Origin of the sequence: Brucella daejeonensis (genome assembly GCF_014199265.1) — a bacterium.
In the GTDB taxonomy this organism is placed as follows: domain Bacteria; phylum Pseudomonadota; class Alphaproteobacteria; order Rhizobiales; family Rhizobiaceae; genus Brucella; species Brucella daejeonensis.
Genome location: NZ_JACIJG010000005.1, coordinates 66,721 through 86,138, shown reverse-complemented (window position 1 = coordinate 86,138; position 19,418 = coordinate 66,721). Strand labels below are relative to the sequence as shown.

The window sequence follows — 19,418 nt, the reverse complement described above, 5'->3', positions numbered from 1 at the left end:
CAATTCATACAAAAAGGCCGCCCCGAAAGGCGGCCTTTTTCATTTCGTTCACATCGTCGAACTTACTCGGCGGCGTTGTTGGTCATGTCCACCAGCATCGCATTGGCTTCCGCGGAACCGGAAGATTTGCGGCGCTCGTCGATGATCAGATCGTCGCGAGCCGTGGCAATGCGGCGGATCTGGTTGGTCATGCCGCCTGTACCGGCCGGGATGAGACGGCCGACGATGACGTTTTCCTTCAGACCCTGCAGCGTGTCCATCTTGCCGGCAACCGCAGCTTCGGTAAGCACGCGGGTCGTTTCCTGGAACGAAGCGGCCGAGATAAACGACGGCGTCTGCAACGAAGCCTTGGTGATACCGAGCAGGACCGGATTGCCGGAACCCGGCTTCTTGCCCTCCTCGATAAGACGATCGTTGATCTCGTCCAGTTCGATGCGATCGACGTGATCGCCCGGAATGTAACCGGTATCGCCGGATTCCGTGATCTCGATCTTCTGCAGCATCTGGCGGACAATCACTTCGATGTGCTTGTCGTTGATCAACACGCCCTGCAAGCGATAGACTTCCTGGATTTCGTTCACGAGGTAGGAAGCCAGAGCCTCCACGCCCTTGATCGCCAGAATATCATGCGGCGCCGGGTTGCCGTCGAGGATGTACTCACCCTTTTCGATGACGTCGCCGTCCTGAAGATGGAACGGCTTGCCCTTCGGAATGAGGTACTCGACCGGCTCGATCGTGTCGTCGTTCGGCTCGATGATGATGCGACGCTTGTTCTTGTAGTCGCGACCGAAGCGGACGGTACCATCGATTTCCGCGATGACAGCGTGATCCTTCGGACGACGTGCTTCGAACAGTTCCGCCACGCGCGGCAGACCGCCGGTGATGTCCTTGGTCTTGGCGCTTTCCATCGGCAGACGGGCGATAACGTCGCCGGCCTTCACATGCGCGCCCGGCTCGACCGAAAGAATCGATTCCACCGAGAGCAGGAAGCGGGCATCGCCGCCCTTCGACAGCTTGAGGATCTTGCCAGCCTTGTCCTTGATGACCATGGCAGGCTTGAGATCCGAACCGCGCGGGGTCGAACGCCAGTCGATGACGACGCGCTTGGTGATGCCCGTCGACTCGTCCGCCGATTCCGAAACCGAAAGGCCATCGACGAGATCTTCGAACTCAACATAGCCTTCGACTTCCGTCATGATCGGACGGGTATACGGATCCCACTCGGCAATACGCTGGCCGCGCTTGACCGTGTCGCCTTCGTCCACGAACAGACGCGAACCATAGGTCACGCGATGGACAGCACGTTCCTTGCCCGAAGCGTCGAGGATCAGGACAGCCATGTTACGGCCCATCACCACGAGATTGCCGTCGGAGTTGCGAACCACATTGCGGTTACGCAGCTTCACGGTGCCTTCATACGAAGCTTCGAGATAGGACGAGTCCACAACCTGCGCCGTACCACCCAAGTGGAAGGTACGCATCGTAAGCTGGGTGCCCGGCTCGCCGATCGACTGTGCCGCGATAACGCCAACCGCTTCACCCTGGTTAACCGGCGTACCGCGTGCAAGGTCGCGACCATAGCACTTGGCGCAAACGCCGTTGCGGGTTTCGCAGGTCAGGGCCGAACGGATACGGACCGACTGGATACTAGCCTTCTCGATGATCTCGACGTCCTTTTCCTCGATCATGCGGCCGGCTTCGACGATGACTTCGCCGGTGGTCGGATGCAGGATCGGGTCGAGGGCCGTACGGCCCAGAACGCGCTGGCCGATCGAGGCCACGATCTGACCGGCATCGACGATGGGCTGCATGGTGAGGCCGATTTCGGCGCCGCAATCGACTTCCGAAATGATGGCGTCCTGTGCAACGTCCACGAGACGACGGGTCAGGTAACCCGAGTTAGCCGTCTTCAACGCGGTGTCGGCCAGACCCTTGCGGGCACCGTGGGTCGAGTTGAAGTACTCGTTCACGGTCAGGCCTTCCTTGAAGTTCGAGATGATCGGGGTCTCGATGATTTCGCCCGACGGCTTGGCCATGAGGCCGCGCATGCCGCCCAGCTGACGCATCTGGTTGACCGAACCGCGGGCACCCGAATGCGACATCATATAGACCGAGTTCATCTGCTTCTGGCGACCGGTCACCGGATCGAATTCGACGGCCTTGAGGCGCGCCATCATCTCTTCGGTGATCTTGTCGGTGGCCTTGCCCCAGGCGTCCACGACCTTGTTGTACTTTTCGCCCTGAGTGATCAGGCCGTCATTGTACTGCTGTTCGTATTCGGTCGTCAGCGCTTCGGTATCGGCAACGATCTTCGCCTTGGTGTCCGGGATGACCATGTCGTCCTTGCCGAACGAAATGCCGGCGCGGCAGGCATGGGCAAAGCCGAGTTGCATGATGCGATCGCAGAAAATGACCGTCTCTTTCTGACCGCAATGGCGGTAGACGTGGTCGATCATCTTGGAGATGTTCTTCTTGGTCATCTCCTGATTGCAGATGCTGAACGGCACATTGGCATTACGCGGCAGCAATTCGCCAATGATCATGCGGCCCGGCGTCGTGTCGAAAATCTTCGACACAGGATTGCCTTCGGCATCGACCGTCTTGAAACGGCCCTTGATCTTGGTGTGCAGCGTAACGGTCTTGGTTTCCAGAGCGTGCTGAAGCTCGCCGAAATCGGCGAAAACCATGCCCTCGCCCGGCTCTTTTTCCGCCACGATAGACAGATAATAGAGGCCGAGAACCATGTCCTGCGACGGAACGATGATCGGCGCGCCGTTGGCCGGGTGCAGGATGTTGTTGGTGGACATCATCAGCACACGGGCTTCAAGCTGGGCTTCAAGCGACAGCGGAACGTGGACAGCCATCTGGTCACCGTCGAAGTCGGCGTTGAACGCCGTACAGACGAGCGGATGCAGCTGGATTGCCTTGCCTTCGATCAGGGTGGGTTCGAAAGCCTGAATGCCAAGACGGTGCAGCGTCGGAGCGCGGTTCAGGAGAACCGGATGCTCGCGGATCACTTCGTCAAGGATATCCCAGACTTCCGGACGTTCCTTTTCAACCAGCTTCTTGGCCTGCTTGACGGTCGAGGAATAACCCTTGGCGTCAAGACGGGCATAGATGAACGGCTTGAACAGTTCGAGCGCCATCTTCTTCGGCAGGCCGCACTGGTGCAGCTTCAGTTCCGGGCCGGTCACGATGACCGAACGGCCGGAATAGTCGACGCGCTTGCCGAGCAGGTTCTGACGGAAGCGGCCCTGCTTGCCCTTGAGCATGTCGGAGAGCGACTTCAGCGGACGCTTGTTGGCGCCGGTGATGACGCGGCCGCGACGGCCGTTGTCGAACAGCGCGTCCACAGCTTCCTGCAACATGCGCTTTTCGTTGCGGATGATGATGCCCGGCGCGCGCAGCTCGATGAGGCGCTTCAGACGGTTGTTACGGTTGATGACACGACGATAGAGATCGTTGAGATCCGAGGTCGCGAAACGACCACCATCCAGCGGCACGAGCGGACGCAGGTCCGGCGGAATGACCGGAACGATCTTCATGATCATCCATTCCGGGCGATTGCCGGACTCGATGAAGTTCTCGACGATCTTCAGACGCTTCATCAGCTTCTTCTGCTTGAGGTCCGACGTCGTCTCAGCCAGATCGACGCGCAGATCGGCGGCAATCTTTTCGAGTTCCATCGAAGCCAGAAGCTCGTAGATCGCTTCCGCGCCGATAAGGGCCGTGAACTGGTCTTCGCCGAACTCATCGACGGCAATCATATATTCCTCTTCCGAAAGAAGCTGATGCTCCTTCAGCGAGGTCAGGCCCGGCTCGGTCACGATGTAGTTTTCGAAGTACAGGACGCGCTCGATATCCTTGAGCGTCATGTCCAGAAGCGTGCCGATACGGCTCGGCAGCGACTTCAGGAACCAGATGTGAGCGACCGGTGCTGCGAGTTCGATGTGGCCCATGCGCTCGCGGCGCACGCGCGACAGCGTGACTTCCACGCCGCACTTTTCGCAGATAATGCCCTTGTATTTCATGCGCTTGTACTTGCCGCACAAGCATTCATAGTCCTTGATCGGGCCAAAGATACGCGCGCAGAAGAGACCATCGCGTTCGGGCTTGAACGTACGGTAGTTGATCGTCTCCGGCTTCTTGATCTCGCCGTATGACCAGGACAGAATCTTCTCAGGGCTGGCAATCGAGATTCTGATGGAATCGAACGTCTGTGCCGGAGCCTGAGGATTGAAAAGATTCATGACCTCTTGGTTCATGCCGTTCTCCTTGAGGGCGATCCGTCGCCCTGTGCGTCGATGACAAGCTGAAAATCCTTGCCATCCTGAAAAGAAATCGCGGTATTAGTCAGTTCCTGACTGACAATACGGGCGCGCCACGGCGAGACCGTGGCGCGCCTTCATGTTTATTCCGCCGCGTCCGGCAGTGCTGGCTGTTCGGCGTCGCGCGTATCGTCCAGCTCGACATTGAGGCCAAGCGAACGCATTTCCTTGACGAGAACGTTGAAGCTCTCCGGAATGCCCGCTTCGAACGTGTCGTCGCCGCGCACGATGGCTTCGTAGACCTTGGTACGGCCTGCCACGTCGTCCGACTTCACCGTCAGCATTTCCTGCAGCGTGTAGGCCGCACCGTATGCTTCCAGAGCCCAGACCTCCATTTCGCCGAAGCGCTGGCCGCCGAACTGGGCCTTGCCGCCCAGAGGCTGCTGCGTGACGAGCGAGTAAGGTCCGATCGAACGCGCATGGATCTTGTCGTCGACCAGGTGGTGGAGCTTCAGCATGTAGATGTAGCCCATGGTCACCTGACGGTCGAACGGCTCGCCCGTACGTCCATCATAGAGCGTCGACTGACCCGAGGTCGCAAGTCCGGCATCCGTCAACATCGCGTTGATGTCGGCTTCAACCGCACCGTCGAAGACCGGCGTTGCAATCGACACGCCGCGCTTCACCTGATTAGCCAGCATGACGACGGAATCGTCGTCATAGGACCGGATCGGCTCATTGCGATCGTTGTCCGGATAGATGTGCTCCAGCGTATCGCGCAGCGGCTCGATATTGGCCGTCTTGCGATAAACGTCGAGAAGCTCACCGATCTTCTTGCCCATGCCTGCACAGGCCCAGCCGAGGTGGGTTTCCAGAATCTGGCCCACATTCATACGGCTCGGCACGCCAAGCGGGTTCAGCACGATGTCGGCATGTGTACCGTCTTCGAGGAACGGCATGTCCTCGACCGGCAGAATGCGCGAAACCACACCCTTGTTGCCGTGACGGCCAGCCATCTTGTCGCCCGGCTGGATCTTGCGCTTCACAGCGACGAAGACCTTGACCATCTTCATGACGCCCGGAGGCATCTCGTCGCCGCGCTGTACCTTTTCGACCTTGTCCATGAAGCGCGCTTCAAGCAGCTTCTTGGAGTCGTCGTACTGGCTGCGCAGGGCTTCCAGCTCGCTTTGAAGCTTTTCGTCTTCAACGGCGAACTGCCACCATTGCGAACGCGGATACTCGGTCATCAGCTCGCGGCTGATCGCAGTGCCCTTCTTGAAGCCCTTCGGCCCGGCAGCGGCGACCTTGCCATCCAGCATGTCGGCGAGACGACCATAGACGTTACGATCCAGGATAGCCTGTTCGTCGTCACGGTCCTTGGCCAGACGCTCGATCTCTTCGCGTTCGATCGCCATGGCGCGTTCGTCTTTTTCAACGCCGTGGCGGTTGAAAACACGAACTTCCACGATCGTGCCGAAGGTTCCGGGCGGCATCCGCATGGAGGTGTCACGGACGTCGGACGCCTTTTCACCGAAGATGGCGCGCAGAAGCTTTTCTTCCGGCGTCATCGGGCTTTCGCCCTTCGGCGTGATCTTGCCGACCAGAATGTCGCCCGGATGCACTTCCGCACCGATATAGACGATACCGGCTTCGTCGAGGTTCTTCAGCGCTTCTTCCGAAACATTCGGAATATCGCGGGTGATTTCCTCAGGTCCAAGCTTGGTGTCGCGAGCCGCAACTTCGAATTCCTCGATATGGATCGAGGTGAACACGTCTTCCGAAACGATCTTCTCGGAAAGCAGGATCGAATCTTCGTAGTTGTAGCCGTTCCACGGCATGAACGCGACGAGCACGTTGCGGCCGAGAGCCAGATCGCCCAGATCCGTGGAAGGACCGTCGGCGATGATGTCGCCCTTGCCGATGCGGTCGCCAACGCGAACGAGCGGACGCTGGTTGATACAGGTCGACTGGTTCGAACGCTGGAACTTCTGCAAGCGGTAGATATCGACGCCCGACTTGGACGGATCGAGATCTTCTGTGGCGCGGATGACGATACGGGTCGCATCGACCTGATCGACGAAACCACCGCGGCGAGCGGCAATGGCAGCGCCTGAGTCACGCGCAACGATCGGTTCCATGCCCGTACCGACGAACGGCGCTTCGGCGCGAACGAGCGGCACAGCCTGACGCTGCATGTTCGAGCCCATGAGGGCGCGGTTGGCGTCATCGTTTTCGAGGAACGGAATGAGCGCTGCTGCAACCGAAACGAGCTGCTTCGGCGACACGTCCATCAGGTCCACGTTTTCACGCGGCGCCATCATCACTTCGCCCGCATGACGGCAGATGACGAATTCGTCAACGAAACCGCCCTGCCCGTCCAGCTCGACGTTAGCCTGAGCAACCGAATGCTTGGCTTCTTCCATCGCCGACAGATAGACGACTTCGTTCGTCACCTTGCCATCGATCACCTTGCGATACGGGCTTTCGATGAAGCCGTATTTGTTGACGCGGGCAAAGGTAGCGAGCGAGTTGATCAGACCGATATTCGGGCCTTCCGGCGTTTCAATCGGGCAGATACGGCCGTAATGGGTCGGATGCACGTCGCGGACTTCGAAGCCGGCGCGCTCGCGGGTGAGACCACCCGGTCCAAGAGCCGAAAGACGGCGCTTGTGGGTGATTTCCGACAGCGGGTTGGTCTGATCCATGAACTGCGACAGCTGCGAGGAGCCGAAGAATTCACGAACGGCAGCCGCGGCAGGCTTGGCGTTGATCAGGTCCTGCGGCATGACCGTGTCGATTTCGATCGAGGACATACGTTCCTTGATCGCGCGTTCCATGCGCAACAGACCGACGCGGTACTGGTTTTCCATCAGTTCGCCGACCGAACGCACACGGCGGTTGCCGAGATTGTCGATGTCGTCGATTTCGCCGCGACCGTCACGCAGTTCGACCAGCATCTTGACCACGGCCAGGATGTCTTCCTTGCGCAGAACGCGCACGGTGTCTTCCGCATCGAGGTCGAGGCGCATGTTCATCTTGACGCGGCCGACAGCCGACAGGTCGTAACGTTCCGAATCGAAGAACAGCGACTGGAACATGGCCTCAGCCGAGTCCATCGTAGGCGGTTCGCCCGGACGCATGACGCGGTAGATGTCGAACAGAGCGTCCTGACGGCTTTCGTTCTTGTCCACAGCCAGCGTGTTGCGGATGTAGGCGCCGATATTGACGTGGTCGATATCGAGAACGTTGATTTCTTCCGTCCCGGTATCGAGCAGGGTCTTCAGAACCTTCTCGTCGATTTCGTCACCGGCTTCGAGATAAATCTCACCGGTTGCGTAATTGACGATGTCTTCCGCAAGATACGAGCCGTGAAGATCGTCTTCCGTTGCCTTGATGGCCTTGAGGCCCTTGTCGGCAAGCTGCTTGGCCGAACGGGCGGTCAGCTTCTTGCCTGCTTCGAGGACGACTTCGCCGGTATCCGCATCGATGAGATCGGAAATGATCTTCATGCCCTTGAAGCGGTCGGCGGAATACGGAATGCGCCAGTTGTCACCGTCACGCGTATAGGTAACGTTGTTGTAGAACGTCGACAGAATGTCTTCGCTGTCCATACCGAGCGCCATGAGCAGCGTCGTGGCCGGCAGCTTGCGGCGACGGTCGATACGCGCATAGACGATGTCCTTGGAATCGAACTCGATGTCGAGCCAGGAACCGCGGTAAGGAATGACGCGCGCGGCAAACAGAAGCTTGCCCGACGAATGGGTCTTGCCCTTGTCGTGGTCGAAGAAGACGCCCGGCGAACGGTGCATCTGCGAAACGATCACGCGCTCGGTGCCGTTGACGATGAAGGTGCCGTTGTCGGTCATGAGCGGCATGTCGCCCATGTAGACATCCTGCTCCTTGATGTCCTTGATCGACTTCGCGCCGGTATCCTCGTCAATATCGAACACGATAAGACGCAGCGTCACCTTCAGCGGCGCCGAATAGGTCAGATCACGCTGACGGCATTCGTCAACGTCGAACTTCGGTGGATCGAATTCGTAACGGACGAATTCGAGCATGGAAGCGCCGGAGAAATCCTGGATAGGGAAAACAGACTTGAAAACCGCCTGCAAACCCTCGTCAGAACGCCCGCCGGATGGTTCTTCAACCATAAGGAACTGGTCGTAGGATGCCTTTTGAACCTCGATAAGGTTCGGCATCTCGGCGACCTCTGGGATCTTGCCGAAAAATTTGCGTACGCGCTTGCGACCATTGAATGAATGGGTCTGAGCCATCGTCGCTCCTCGTTCTATAGCCTTACGGCTTGGTCACGCCTTGCGGCCTTTATCATGCGCCGCCTTTCAGCGGTCTTCTAACGGGCTAAAACCCGTTTTCTGAAAGCCCGCCCCGGCATTCAGAAAAAGGGTTCCAGTCAATTCATGCACCCAACGGGGCGATCCGCCTGAAACAACCGGCGGAAACCGGCGGATGGAAATCCATCCGCCGGAATAAATTCGAACTTACTTGAGTTCGACCTTGGCGCCAGCGGCTTCGAGCTGTGCCTTGAGCTTTTCGGCTTCGTCCTTCGAAGCGCCTTCCTTGACAGCCTTCGGAGCGCCTTCGACGAGGTCCTTGGCTTCCTTGAGGCCGAGGCCGGTGATTGCGCGCACTTCCTTGATCACGTTGATCTTGTTAGCGCCGCCATCGGCCAGGATAACGTCGAATTCGGTCTTTTCTTCTGCAGCGGCAGCGCCGCCGGCAGCGCCGCCAGCGGCAGCAACAGCGACCGGAGCAGCAGCCGAAACGCCCCACTTCTCTTCGAGAAGCTTGGACAGCTCAGCAGCTTCCAGAACGGTCAGGGCCGAAAGGTCTTCAACGATCTTTGCGAGATCAGCCATTTTTGTACTTCCTATAATTAAGGTTTGAACTGTTGACAGCGAGAAACGGCCTTAAGCCGCCTCGTTCTTCCGGGCGTGCGCGCCGATAACGCGGGCGATCTGGCCCGCCGGAGCGCTGGTAAGCACTGCAAGACGCTGAGCCGGGGTCTGGATCATGCCAACCAGCTTTGCGCGCAGTTCGTCGAGCGACGGGAGCGATGCGAGCGACTTCACGCCATCGGCGTTCAGCGTCGTTGCACCCATTGCACCACCGAGGATAACGAGCTTCTCGTTAGCCTTGGCGAATTCGACTGCTACTTTCGGAGCGGTGATCGGATCGTTTGCATAAGCAACGACCGTCTGACCCGTGAACAGGTCAGCAATACCTTCCGATTCCGTGCCCTGAAGAGCGATTTTGGCAAGGCGGTTTTTCGCGACTTTAACGGACCCACCTGCATCACGCATCTTCGAGCGAAGATCGCTCATCTGCGCAACGGTGAGACCGGTATAGTGGGCCACGACGACCGAACCGGACTCTTTGAAAGCGCCGTTCAGCCACGCGACAAATTCGCGCTTTTCCGCTCTATCCACTGTCTCTCTCCAGTTGACAGGACCAACATGGCCCTGCCGGGTTGCCTTTGCCGACCCTGCCTTGCGACGAGAGCCGACGTTCGAGGATCCTGTCCCCTTCAGCTTTACCTGCTTGCGCCGGCTCCACTCAAAGGCAACTACGGTTCAAACCTCGTATGCGTTTTCACGCGAAACCAGGTTATTCCACGTCTCATGCAGGCTTGGCGTTTAAGACAATCAAATGATTGCCGCCTGCAATCTCGGACAGGATAACCGGATTTTCATCCGGCTATCCGGGTCTTGCGACCCGGAATTCTTGCCTTTCGCCCCGGATTGCAGGACAGGCTGGCGGCCTTGCGCCTCCCCATTCGGGAAAGGCTTAAAGCGTGTCGCGTTTTATCATAGCCATACGACACGCTTTAAGTTTTTGTTTTCATGCACGCCTATACCCAAAACCAGTTTCCACTTTTGGGAGACATGCATTAGGCCCCGGCGAACCGGAGCCCGAAAAACTTAGGCGACGACCTTGACGGTTGCCGGATCGACCTTGACGCCAACGCCCATGGTCGAAGAGATCGAAACGCGCTTGACGTATTCGCCCTTGGCAGCCGACGGCTTTGCCTTGATGACGGCGTCAGCGAAAGCCTTGATGTTTTCTTCGAGCTTTGCGTTGTCGAAGGACACCTTGCCGATACCGGCATGAATGATACCGGCCTTCTCGACGCGGAACTCGACAGCGCCACCCTTGGAAGCAGCAACAGCGGCTGCGACATCGACGGTAACCGTGCCAACCTTCGGGTTCGGCATCATGCCGCGAGGGCCGAGAACCTTACCGAGACGACCGACGAGCGGCATCATGTCCGGGGTCGCAATGCAGCGATCGAATTCGATCTTACCGCCATTGACGATTTCGAACAGCTCTTCCGCTCCGACGATATCGGCGCCAGCCTTCTTGGCTTCCTCAGCCTTGTCGCCACGTGCGAAAACCGCAACGCGAACCGTACGGCCGGTGCCGTTCGGCAGGTTGACAACGCCGCGAACCATCTGGTCGGCATGACGCGGATCGACACCGAGGTTCATCGCGATTTCGATGGTTTCGTCGAACTTGGCGACGGCACGTTCCTTGACAAGGCCAATGGCTGCCGACAGGTCGTACAGCTTGTTGACGTCAATGCCTTCGCGAATCTTGTTAACGCGCTTGGAAATCTTCGCCATCGTCTCAGCCCACCACTTCCAGGCCCATCGAACGGGCAGAACCTTCGATCATGCGCATAGCTGCTTCGATGTCAGCGGCGTTCAGATCCTTCATCTTCGCTTCAGCGATCGTGCGAACCTTGTCGCGCGTGATCGTACCGGCGCTCGCCTTGCCCGGAGTCTTCGAACCAGACTTGAGGTTGGCAGCCTTCTTGAGGAAGTAGGTCACCGGAGGCGTCTTCATCACAAAAGTGAAGGACTTGTCCTGATAATAGGTGATCACGACCGGAATAGGCGAACCCTTTTCCATTTCCTGCGAGGCAGCGTTGAACGCCTTGCAGAATTCCATGATGTTAATGCCGCGCTGACCCAGGGCCGGACCGATCGGGGGCGACGGATTGGCCGCACCTGCCGCTACCTGGAGCTTCAGCTGGCCTGCAACTTTCTTAGCCATTGCTTTCTGCCTTTTTAGTTTGCCGGAAACCCGGCTTTCTCGATTAATGCCGGAAATCCGGCCCTCGACTGACGCCAGCTCGGCTGGCGGGCAGTTCGGTGGTTCGGAGATCAACGACCGGCTAAGCCGCCTTCCCTTCCACCATTTTCACCCCGCCCGGAAGCCGGTCGGGGCCAGCCCTTGCGGGCAAACGATCAAAGCTTGTCGACCTGACCGTATTCCAGATCCACAGGCGTCGCGCGCCCGAAGATGGAAACCTCGACCTTGAGACGCGCGCGCTCCTCATCGACTTCCTGAACGATGCCGTTGAACGAAGCAAACGGACCGTCGGAAACGCGAACATTCTCGCCAATCTCGAAGGACACCGAAGTCTTCGGACGCTCAACACCGTCCTGAACCTGATGGAGGATGGTATCGACTTCCTTCTGGGAAACCGGAACCGGCTTCGAATCACCAAGGAAACCAGTGACTTTCGGCGTATTCTTGATAAGCGAGAAGACCGCATCCGTAAGGGTCGCGCGAACCAGCACATAACCCGGGAAGAACTTGCGCTCTGCGTCGACCTTGCGGCCACGGCGCACTTCCACGATCTTTTCGGTCGGCACGACGATCTGCTCGATCAACTCGGACAGACCTTTCTGCTTGGCCTTGGCTTCGATATCCTCGGCCACTTTCTTTTCGAAATTGGAATAGGCGTGAACGATGTACCAGCGCGCCGTCATCTAGAAACTCCCCAATCCTAACTTATCGACCAAGGCCGAGAATAAATTCTACGCCATAGGCCATAAGCTGGTCGGCAAGAAAAAAGAATGCAGCAGCCAGAAACGCCATAACCACCACCATGATGGTGGAGATGACCGTTTCACGCCGGGTCGGCCAGGTCACCTTCGCCGTTTCGGCGCGAACCTGCTGAAAAAAGGTGATCGGATTCGTCTTGGATGCCATCTGCCGCTCTGTCATTGATCAGGCGCAGCCTCGAACATCTTTCCCCGCACCGCGAATCAGAAGCCAGAGGTCACGCGTATACGGCACGCAAAGCTGTAATATCAGCCCCACGCGCCGCGTGTCTGTTGACGTTACATAGAATCGATTCCCGGAAAAAACAAGCCCAAAAGGTTAAAAGAATACCATACAGGCTTATCGGAAATCCGATCCTTGCGAGTATCGCTCGACGCACCATCCAATCGTGCAACGGCGACCCTTCCCTGCCCGGCCAACAAATCCCGCAGGGAATTATCTTTCTCCGGCAGTGCCGCCACATCGAAACGTGCGCCCTCACCGAAAAGCCAAAACGGCACAAAGGCCGCTTCTTTCATAATATAGATAACGGGCGCTCGCAGTCAAGCCGCGAACGCCCGTATCGAAATGGCAGGGGCAGCAGGGTTCGAACCCGCGACCTACGGTTTTGGAGACCGTCGCTCTACCAACTGAGCTATACCCCTATCGGCGCCTGAACGCCTTGATATTGTCTAGTCCTGCACAGGACATGCTTCAAGTCTTATTTGAAGCGAACCGGCGGCGGACCGCCGGTCAGATCATTGCACGATTACTCGATGATCGAGGAGACGATGCCTGCACCGACGGTGCGGCCACCTTCACGGATAGCGAAGCGGAGCTTCTCTTCCATGGCGATCGGCACGATCAGCGTGACGTCCATGGCGATGTTGTCGCCCGGCATGACCATTTCCGTGCCTTCCGGCAGCGTTACAACACCCGTCACGTCCGTCGTGCGGAAGTAGAACTGCGGACGGTAGTTGGTGAAGAACGGCGTATGACGGCCGCCTTCGTCCTTGGTCAGAATGTAGGCTTCTGCCTTGAACTTGGTGTGCGGCTTCACAGAACCCGGCTTGCAGAGAACCTGACCGCGTTCGACATCCTCACGGCCAACGCCGCGGATCAGTGCGCCGATGTTGTCGCCAGCCTGGCCCTGGTCGAGCAGCTTGCGGAACATTTCAACGCCGGTAACCGTCGTCTTCGTCGTTGCCTTGATGCCGACGATTTCAACTTCTTCGCCAACCTTGACGATACCGCGCTCGACGCGACCCGTCACAACCGTACCACGGCCCGAGATCGAGAACACGTCTTCGATCGGCATCAGGAACGGCTGGTCGATCGGACGTTCCGGGGTCGGAATGTAGTCGTCAACGGCAGCCATCAGGCTGCGGACGGCGTCTTCGCCCAGTTCCTTCGAGCTGTCTTCCAGAGCGGCAAGAGCCGAGCCCTTGATGATCGGAATTTCGTCGCCCGGGAAGTCGTACTTCGACAGAAGCTCGCGCACTTCCAGTTCAACCAGTTCGAGCAGTTCTGCGTCGTCAACCTGGTCGCACTTGTTGAGGAACACGACGATAGCCGGAACGCCAACCTGACGGGCAAGCAGGATGTGCTCGCGGGTCTGCGGCATCGGGCCGTCGGCAGCCGAAACAACCAGGATCGCGCCGTCCATCTGCGCCGCGCCGGTGATCATGTTCTTCACATAGTCGGCGTGGCCGGGGCAGTCGACGTGTGCGTAGTGACGGTTTTCGGTTTCATATTCGACGTGGGCGGTCGAAATGGTGATGCCGCGCGCCTTTTCTTCCGGCGCTGCATCGATCTGGTCATATGCACGGAATTCGCCGAAAAACTTCGTGATCGCAGCCGTCAGCGACGTCTTGCCATGGTCAACGTGACCGATCGTGCCGATGTTAACGTGGGGCTTCGTACGTTCAAATTTGCTCTTAGCCATCGCCGTTGTTCTCTTTGTTCTAGAACCGCTCAAGCGCCAGCACAAAAGCCGCTTGGCTTCCGAGCCGGCATTTATGCCAAAACGGAACGGCGAACCGCCCGTCGATGATTCCTTACACGCCAAACCGCTCTTGAAAATCTGGAGCGGGTAGCGGGAATCGAACCCGCGTATTCAGCTTGGAAGGCTGCTGCTCTACCATTGAGCTATACCCGCGCACTCATAACTCTGATCCGACAGTGGTGGAGGGAGTTGGATTTGAACCAACGTAGGCATAGCCAACGGATTTACAGTCCGTCCCCTTTAACCACTCGGGCATCCCTCCAGATATCACTATCAGCAGAGTCGAGCGACTAGGCATTTTCGCGGGGCTTCTGGCTGACTGGTTGGGCCAGCCGTCGATCCGCGAGGGGCCTTATGACGATAAGCTTATCCCCTGTCAACAGGGTAAAAGCGAAAAGAATGCATGTCCGTCCACAGCATCGTGGAAACATCGCCTCCGATCCCCCGCCCCTGACGGCCAAAACGCCCGAAATTCCCGGTTTTTTTTCAAACGCCGCCGATTATTCGGCAATCGGAACAATCTGATAGCGTTCACAGGCCAAGCCGCTATCTTCCGCCTGCCTAACAGGTTATAAGCAGCCCCATGACCGATCAGAACCCGCCCCGTACCCCAAAAGATTCTCACTATGCGCGCCTGCGCCGCCAGCATCGCGACCAGAAAGCGGTCGCGGAAGGCAAATCACCGCGCAGACCGCAGCGCCCGGCTGTCTCGGCCAGCGCGGTGGCGGATGGAACCGTGCGCCTTTATGGCTTGCATACTGTCCGCGCTGCGGTCGAAAACCCGGAACGCAGGATCCTGCGTATGCGCGCCACGCGCAACGGTTTCGCCCGTCTTGAGATCGGCGAGGCCGAATCTCTGCCCTTCCCCGTCGAAATCGTCGATCCCAAAGACATCGACAAGGAAACCGGTTCGGAAGCAGTCCATCAGGGCGTAATGATCGAAGCGGAACCGCTCCGCACCAAAAAACTGTCGGAACTGAAGGACAGCCCGCTTCTTCTGGTTCTCGATCAGGTGACCGATCCGCATAATGTGGGCGCGATCATGCGTTCGGCAGTCGCTTTCGGCGCAGGCGCGCTGATCACGACGAGCCGCCACAGCCCGCAGGAAACCGGCGTTCTGGCCAAGGCCGCCTCCGGCGCGCTGGAACTCATCCCGCATATCGAGGTCAGGAACCTCGCGGAAGCCATCGAGGAACTGCACGGCCTGGGTTTCCAGACCATCGGCCTCGATTCTGAAGGACCGCTGGAAATGGAAGCGACCTTGTCCGGCGACAGAATCGCCCTCGTTCTGGGCGCCGAGGGCAAGGGATTGCGCCAGAAAACGCGGGAAACCGTTACGGCTCTGGCCCGCCTGGACATGCCGGGCGAAATCAAGTCGCTCAACGTCTCCAACGCGGCCGCGATTTCCCTCTATGCCGCGGAGCGCTATCTGCGCGCCCGCTGATTCGCGATTCCCGCGGAAACCGGCTTGCAGCCAAAAAATCCGAAGCGCGTCGCCTGAACACTGCAAGTTCGGCACGCGCTTTGAAATTCAGCATTCAGAAAGACGAATCAAACCGCTCCGGCCGGTTTCAGGCGGTGGCGATATAGGTGCGAATATCTTCCGCCTCGCGCTCCACATCTTCGATGCGCCGTTTCACCACGTCACCGATCGATATGATGCCGACCAGCTTGCCGTCTTCCTCCACAGGCATGTGACGGAATCGGCTCCGCGTCATGATCTCCATCACCTGATTGATGGTGTGATGCTCGCGGCACACCTGCACTTTCACGGTCATGACCTCGGAAACCGGCATACTCATCGCCTTGCTTTCCTGAGCGGCGACGGCCCACACGACATCGCGCTCGGAAAGAATTCCCTTGATTCGACCGGCCTCGTCGCAAACCACCAGCGCGCCAATCTTGTGTTGAGTCAACATGGCGACAGCGTGGGATAGCGTGTCGGCAGGCGCTATGACCATGACGCTCCTGCCCTTCGTTTCGAGAATCGATCTAACGGTCATGCCAAAGTCCCTCCAATATCTAGTGGTCTGGTTCCGACATTTGCATCCCTCTGATACAGGCGCCGAGCAAATGTCGGAATCGAAAAGACCACTAGTAAGTTTATGTATCTAGTGGATTTTTCGAATTTGACGTTTGAAACAGCATCTCATTCAGTCGGGATCCAAACGTCAAATTCAATCCACTAGTGGTCTGATTCCGACATTTGCATCCCTCTGATACAGGCGCCGAGCAAATGTCGGAATCGGAAAGACCACTAGCAACTTTATGTATCTAGTGGATTTTTCGAATTTGACGTTTGAAACAGCATCTCATTCAGTCGGGATTCAAACGTCAAATTCAATCCACTAGCACTCGCTGCTTCCGGCATTCAAACGCCGCATGAAGCAGAACGCAGTTCCTCCCGCCGCGTTCCATGATGGTGCGCTTCGATTGACCGATTGGCAAGTGCCATCAAATCGGGAGAAAGCGTTGTCCGTTTCTATTTTCGCACGCAACCGGACGGCGCGACGAAACGAAGGACTCTATCGTCTCAGAACAGCGTCATAGCTGCGCGGGCGATCCACCAGCGCAATACCGAAGAACCCGGCAATGAATCCGCCGATATGCGCTTCCCAGGCAATCCCGGACAGGTCCGCGCCGCCGGTTGAATAAAGGCCGGTAATGATGTTGATCAAGAACCACACGCCGACAAAGGTCAGAACGGGCCGGAGCGTCAGCGTCAGCCCGACAGGAAGCATCGGACCGGCAAATTCCGACCGCCTCCCATGGCCGATACGGCGAAAGCCGTATCGCGCCGCGGCGCCCATCATGCCGGAAATGGCGCCCGACGCGCCGACCAGCGGCGAAACGCTTTCGGGATAGATCGCATAATGCGTCAGTCCCGCGACGATCGATGTGAAAATCCAGAAGACAATCATCCGGCCTGTTCCGATGCGCCCTGCCAGGGGAGAACCGAAGGCGGCAAGCCAGATCATGTTGACGGCGATATGGGCAATGCCGCCATGCATGAAGGAATAGCTGACAAGCGTGAAAAGCGCTGCCGGATCGGTAAAGCCGTTCGCCAGCGAAAAGCGCGCCGGTATGAGTGCGAAATTCAGCATGAACTGATAGTTCTGCTGCTCGCTGATAATGTAGTTCTGATAGACATAGACCGCCGCGCACAGGGCAATCAGGGCAGTCACCACACCGGGAATATTGAATATCGGCTCGCCGCCGCCCGACCGGCTTGTGTCGCCGCGCATTTCCCGCTGAGGAAGGCTCATGAACTCTTGCTTTCTAAAGCATGTCTCCCGAAAGTGGGAACCGGTTTCGGGATAAAGACATGCGCCAAAACAAAAACTTAAAGTGTGCCGCCTGAATATGATTGAACGCGACACGCTTTAGGCTGTGAGGACGAATTGCCAGCAAGCGGACCACGGGGCCACCGCCGTCAGAACATGAACGTTGATAGGGCACAATGTGTTAAAAATAAAGGCCGACGGAAGTTTCCGGTCGGCCTCGATGCGGACAGGAAATATCCGCAAAATCGAATCTGGAGCTCAGAAAAACGCCAATCAACTCAATGGCTTCCTCTGATACCTTATCGAATCGCATTTTCTTCAGTGGTGCAAGCATTACTTATTGTTAACCTTAATGGACAAGCCCGGTGGATGAGGAAAGGGTTAAGCTGGCATCCTCGCCGTTAATACTATTTTAATGCGTTCGGCAGCGGAGCGAGCTTCCGCCATGAACGGATCAAGATAACGGCGCACGATGAAACACCGCAGTACGATTGCGATATTCAGCGAATGGCAGCGAACGGCCCGCACCCCGAGCGGTTTCCTGCGCGCGCCGTCGCGCGAGCGGATCGAACCGCGCAGGCTTGGGCGCCATCTGTCTGAACTGTTCTTTCTGGAAGCCGACGCAGACAACGACTTGTCTTTCCGCCTCGCCGGAACGCGGGTCTGCACCCTGTTCGGGCGGGAACTGAAAGGATCGAAGTTTCTCTCGCTATGGCCTGAACGCGACCGCCCGGCCCTTCTGGAACTGTCCCGGAACATCGACGCCCTGCAAATTCCGGCCCTGAGCCTCAATGACGGAATCAGCATGTCGGGGCGAAGCCTCCGTTTTGAAATGCTTCTGGCGCCTCTCGAAGCGGCGGACGGCAGGATCAGCCTGCTCGGCAGCATCGCCGTGCTCGAATCCGTCTCCTGGGTCGGGGCCGACCCGCTTGTCCTTGGCCATCTGAACACGATCGAACCGCTAGCGCCGGATCTGGTTCTGGCCGAAGAAATACGCACTCCGGCGGTAATCGGTGCGAAAGCAAAAGGCGGCAACCGGCAATGGACGGATATGCGCATCACACGACCGCCGACGCCCGACCGCCCCCGGCTTCAGCTCATCAAGGGCGGCAAGGTGTAAAAGATAAATGCGCGTCAAGGTTACGGAATGACAAACCGCAAAACGGCCCGGATCACAAAAAAGCCACAAAAATGACCCGGTTTGCCCCGAAATAGCCCGTTTATTTACAAAAAGTTTCAGCGTTTCGCGCAGTTTTAATCGAATTTGACTCGCATTTTCGCGCGTAAATTTGCGCGCCTTCAAATTGTCCAAGTCATTCTGGTCACCAACAGGGAGACAAAAGAATGACGAAGCAAACCATCATCGCAGCGATTCTGATCCTGCTCGGTATAGGCATCGCGGAGGCCGCAAGCCCCGCCTCGACCTCGCCCTGGATGAGCACAGGCGAACGCACTTCGCAGCCCATCGGCCATTACGAATTCTGCGAGCGCTATCCGGACGAATGCCGCGTCACCAGCCGCAACAGCAATGTGCTCAGGCTGACGCCCGAAATCTGGAAAGAGATCGTAGCGGTCAATGCGAGCGTCAATGAAAAGATCGCGCCCATGACCGATATGGAAGCCTGGGGCCGCGAGGAATATTGGGAATATCCGGTGACGGTCGGCGACTGCGACGACTATATGCTTTTGAAGCGCCGCGAACTGATCGCACTCGGCCTGCCGGCAAATACGCTGCTTTTCACGGTGGTCCGCCAGCCGAACGGCGAAGGCCACGCAGTCCTGACCGTGCGCACCGACCGCGGCGACTTCATCCTCGACAATCTCGATCCGCGCATCCTCGCATGGAACCGAACCGACTACAGCTATCTGAAGCGCCAGTCGACGACCAATAGCGGAAGCTGGGTTTCGATCAGGGATGACCGCGATATTCTGGTCGGCAGCATCCGAAACTGAACGTCTCCAGCACCGGTAAAAAGGGACGGGTCGTCATTCCCCGTCCCTTTTTTG

The 19,418-nt window shown here is 57.8% G+C and carries 15 protein-coding genes and 3 tRNA genes; 3 read left to right on the top strand and 15 right to left on the bottom strand.

Annotation, left to right across the window (positions count from 1 at the left end; genetic code table 11):
• Window positions 1-62: 62 nt before the first annotated feature.
• The 13 genes from rpoC to FHS76_RS07715 form a co-directional block, all read right to left on the bottom strand.
• Window positions 63-4,265, bottom strand: a complete 4,203-nt coding sequence (gene rpoC / locus FHS76_RS07775) for a DNA-directed RNA polymerase subunit beta' (RefSeq protein ID WP_183650377.1) — start codon at window positions 4,263-4,265, stop codon at window positions 63-65.
• A 146-nt stretch (window positions 4,266-4,411) separates the two neighbouring features.
• Window positions 4,412-8,545: a DNA-directed RNA polymerase subunit beta gene (gene rpoB / locus FHS76_RS07770; protein WP_183650375.1), complete on the bottom strand. Its 4,134-nt coding sequence runs from the start codon at window positions 8,543-8,545 to the stop codon at window positions 4,412-4,414.
• Window positions 8,546-8,770: 225 nt separating this feature from the next.
• Window positions 8,771-9,148, bottom strand: coding sequence for a 50S ribosomal protein L7/L12 (rplL, locus tag FHS76_RS07765; RefSeq protein ID WP_183650372.1), 378 nt, complete (start codon window positions 9,146-9,148; stop codon window positions 8,771-8,773).
• Between the two features lie 51 nt (window positions 9,149-9,199).
• Window positions 9,200-9,718 (bottom strand): 50S ribosomal protein L10, encoded by a 519-nt coding sequence (rplJ, locus tag FHS76_RS07760; protein WP_183650369.1) that lies wholly within the window; start codon window positions 9,716-9,718, stop codon window positions 9,200-9,202.
• A gap of 492 nt (window positions 9,719-10,210) precedes the next feature.
• On the bottom strand, window positions 10,211-10,912 hold the full coding sequence (rplA, locus tag FHS76_RS07755) for a 50S ribosomal protein L1 (protein ID WP_183650366.1): 702 nt from the start codon (window positions 10,910-10,912) through the stop codon (window positions 10,211-10,213).
• A 4-nt stretch (window positions 10,913-10,916) separates the two neighbouring features.
• Window positions 10,917-11,345 carry a 50S ribosomal protein L11 gene (gene rplK, locus FHS76_RS07750; RefSeq protein ID WP_183650363.1) on the bottom strand — a complete coding sequence of 143 codons (429 nt, stop codon included), beginning with the start codon at window positions 11,343-11,345 and terminating at the stop codon, window positions 10,917-10,919.
• Window positions 11,346-11,539: 194 nt separating this feature from the next.
• Window positions 11,540-12,067, bottom strand: a complete 528-nt coding sequence (nusG, locus tag FHS76_RS07745) for a transcription termination/antitermination protein NusG (RefSeq protein WP_183650360.1) — start codon at window positions 12,065-12,067, stop codon at window positions 11,540-11,542.
• A 22-nt stretch (window positions 12,068-12,089) separates the two neighbouring features.
• The gene (gene secE, locus FHS76_RS07740; protein ID WP_113465032.1) at window positions 12,090-12,290 is read right to left on the bottom strand and encodes a preprotein translocase subunit SecE; all 201 of its coding nucleotides are present in this window, start codon (window positions 12,288-12,290) and stop codon (window positions 12,090-12,092) included.
• Between the two features lie 131 nt (window positions 12,291-12,421).
• The gene (locus FHS76_RS07735) at window positions 12,422-12,661 is read right to left on the bottom strand and encodes a hypothetical protein (protein WP_183650357.1); all 240 of its coding nucleotides are present in this window, start codon (window positions 12,659-12,661) and stop codon (window positions 12,422-12,424) included.
• A 50-nt stretch (window positions 12,662-12,711) separates the two neighbouring features.
• Window positions 12,712-12,787: transfer RNA gene (locus FHS76_RS07730), tRNA-Trp, on the bottom strand.
• A gap of 104 nt (window positions 12,788-12,891) precedes the next feature.
• A complete protein-coding gene (tuf, locus tag FHS76_RS07725) occupies window positions 12,892-14,067 on the bottom strand; it encodes an elongation factor Tu (RefSeq protein ID WP_183650354.1) in 1,176 nt (391 codons plus the stop codon).
• A gap of 139 nt (window positions 14,068-14,206) precedes the next feature.
• Window positions 14,207-14,280: transfer RNA gene (locus tag FHS76_RS07720), tRNA-Gly, on the bottom strand.
• A 24-nt stretch (window positions 14,281-14,304) separates the two neighbouring features.
• Window positions 14,305-14,389, bottom strand: a tRNA-Tyr gene (locus FHS76_RS07715).
• A gap of 321 nt (window positions 14,390-14,710) precedes the next feature.
• Here FHS76_RS07715 and rlmB point away from each other — a divergent pair.
• Complete coding sequence (gene rlmB / locus FHS76_RS07710) at window positions 14,711-15,571, top strand: 23S rRNA (guanosine(2251)-2'-O)-methyltransferase RlmB (RefSeq protein ID WP_183650351.1); 861 nt, start codon at window positions 14,711-14,713, stop codon at window positions 15,569-15,571.
• 127 nt (window positions 15,572-15,698) lie between these two features.
• Here rlmB and FHS76_RS07705 read toward each other — a convergent pair whose 3' ends face one another.
• On the bottom strand, window positions 15,699-16,130 hold the full coding sequence (locus tag FHS76_RS07705) for a CBS domain-containing protein (protein WP_183650349.1): 432 nt from the start codon (window positions 16,128-16,130) through the stop codon (window positions 15,699-15,701).
• 522 nt (window positions 16,131-16,652) lie between these two features.
• Window positions 16,653-17,393 (bottom strand): rhomboid family intramembrane serine protease, encoded by a 741-nt coding sequence (locus FHS76_RS07700; RefSeq protein WP_183650346.1) that lies wholly within the window; start codon window positions 17,391-17,393, stop codon window positions 16,653-16,655.
• A gap of 490 nt (window positions 17,394-17,883) precedes the next feature.
• Between FHS76_RS07700 and FHS76_RS07695 the strand changes: the two genes are divergently transcribed.
• Window positions 17,884-18,531 carry a PAS domain-containing protein gene (locus tag FHS76_RS07695; RefSeq protein WP_183650343.1) on the top strand — a complete coding sequence of 216 codons (648 nt, stop codon included), beginning with the start codon at window positions 17,884-17,886 and terminating at the stop codon, window positions 18,529-18,531.
• A gap of 224 nt (window positions 18,532-18,755) precedes the next feature.
• Window positions 18,756-19,364: a transglutaminase-like cysteine peptidase gene (locus FHS76_RS07690; RefSeq protein WP_183650341.1), complete on the top strand. Its 609-nt coding sequence runs from the start codon at window positions 18,756-18,758 to the stop codon at window positions 19,362-19,364.
• Window positions 19,365-19,418 lie beyond the last annotated feature (54 nt).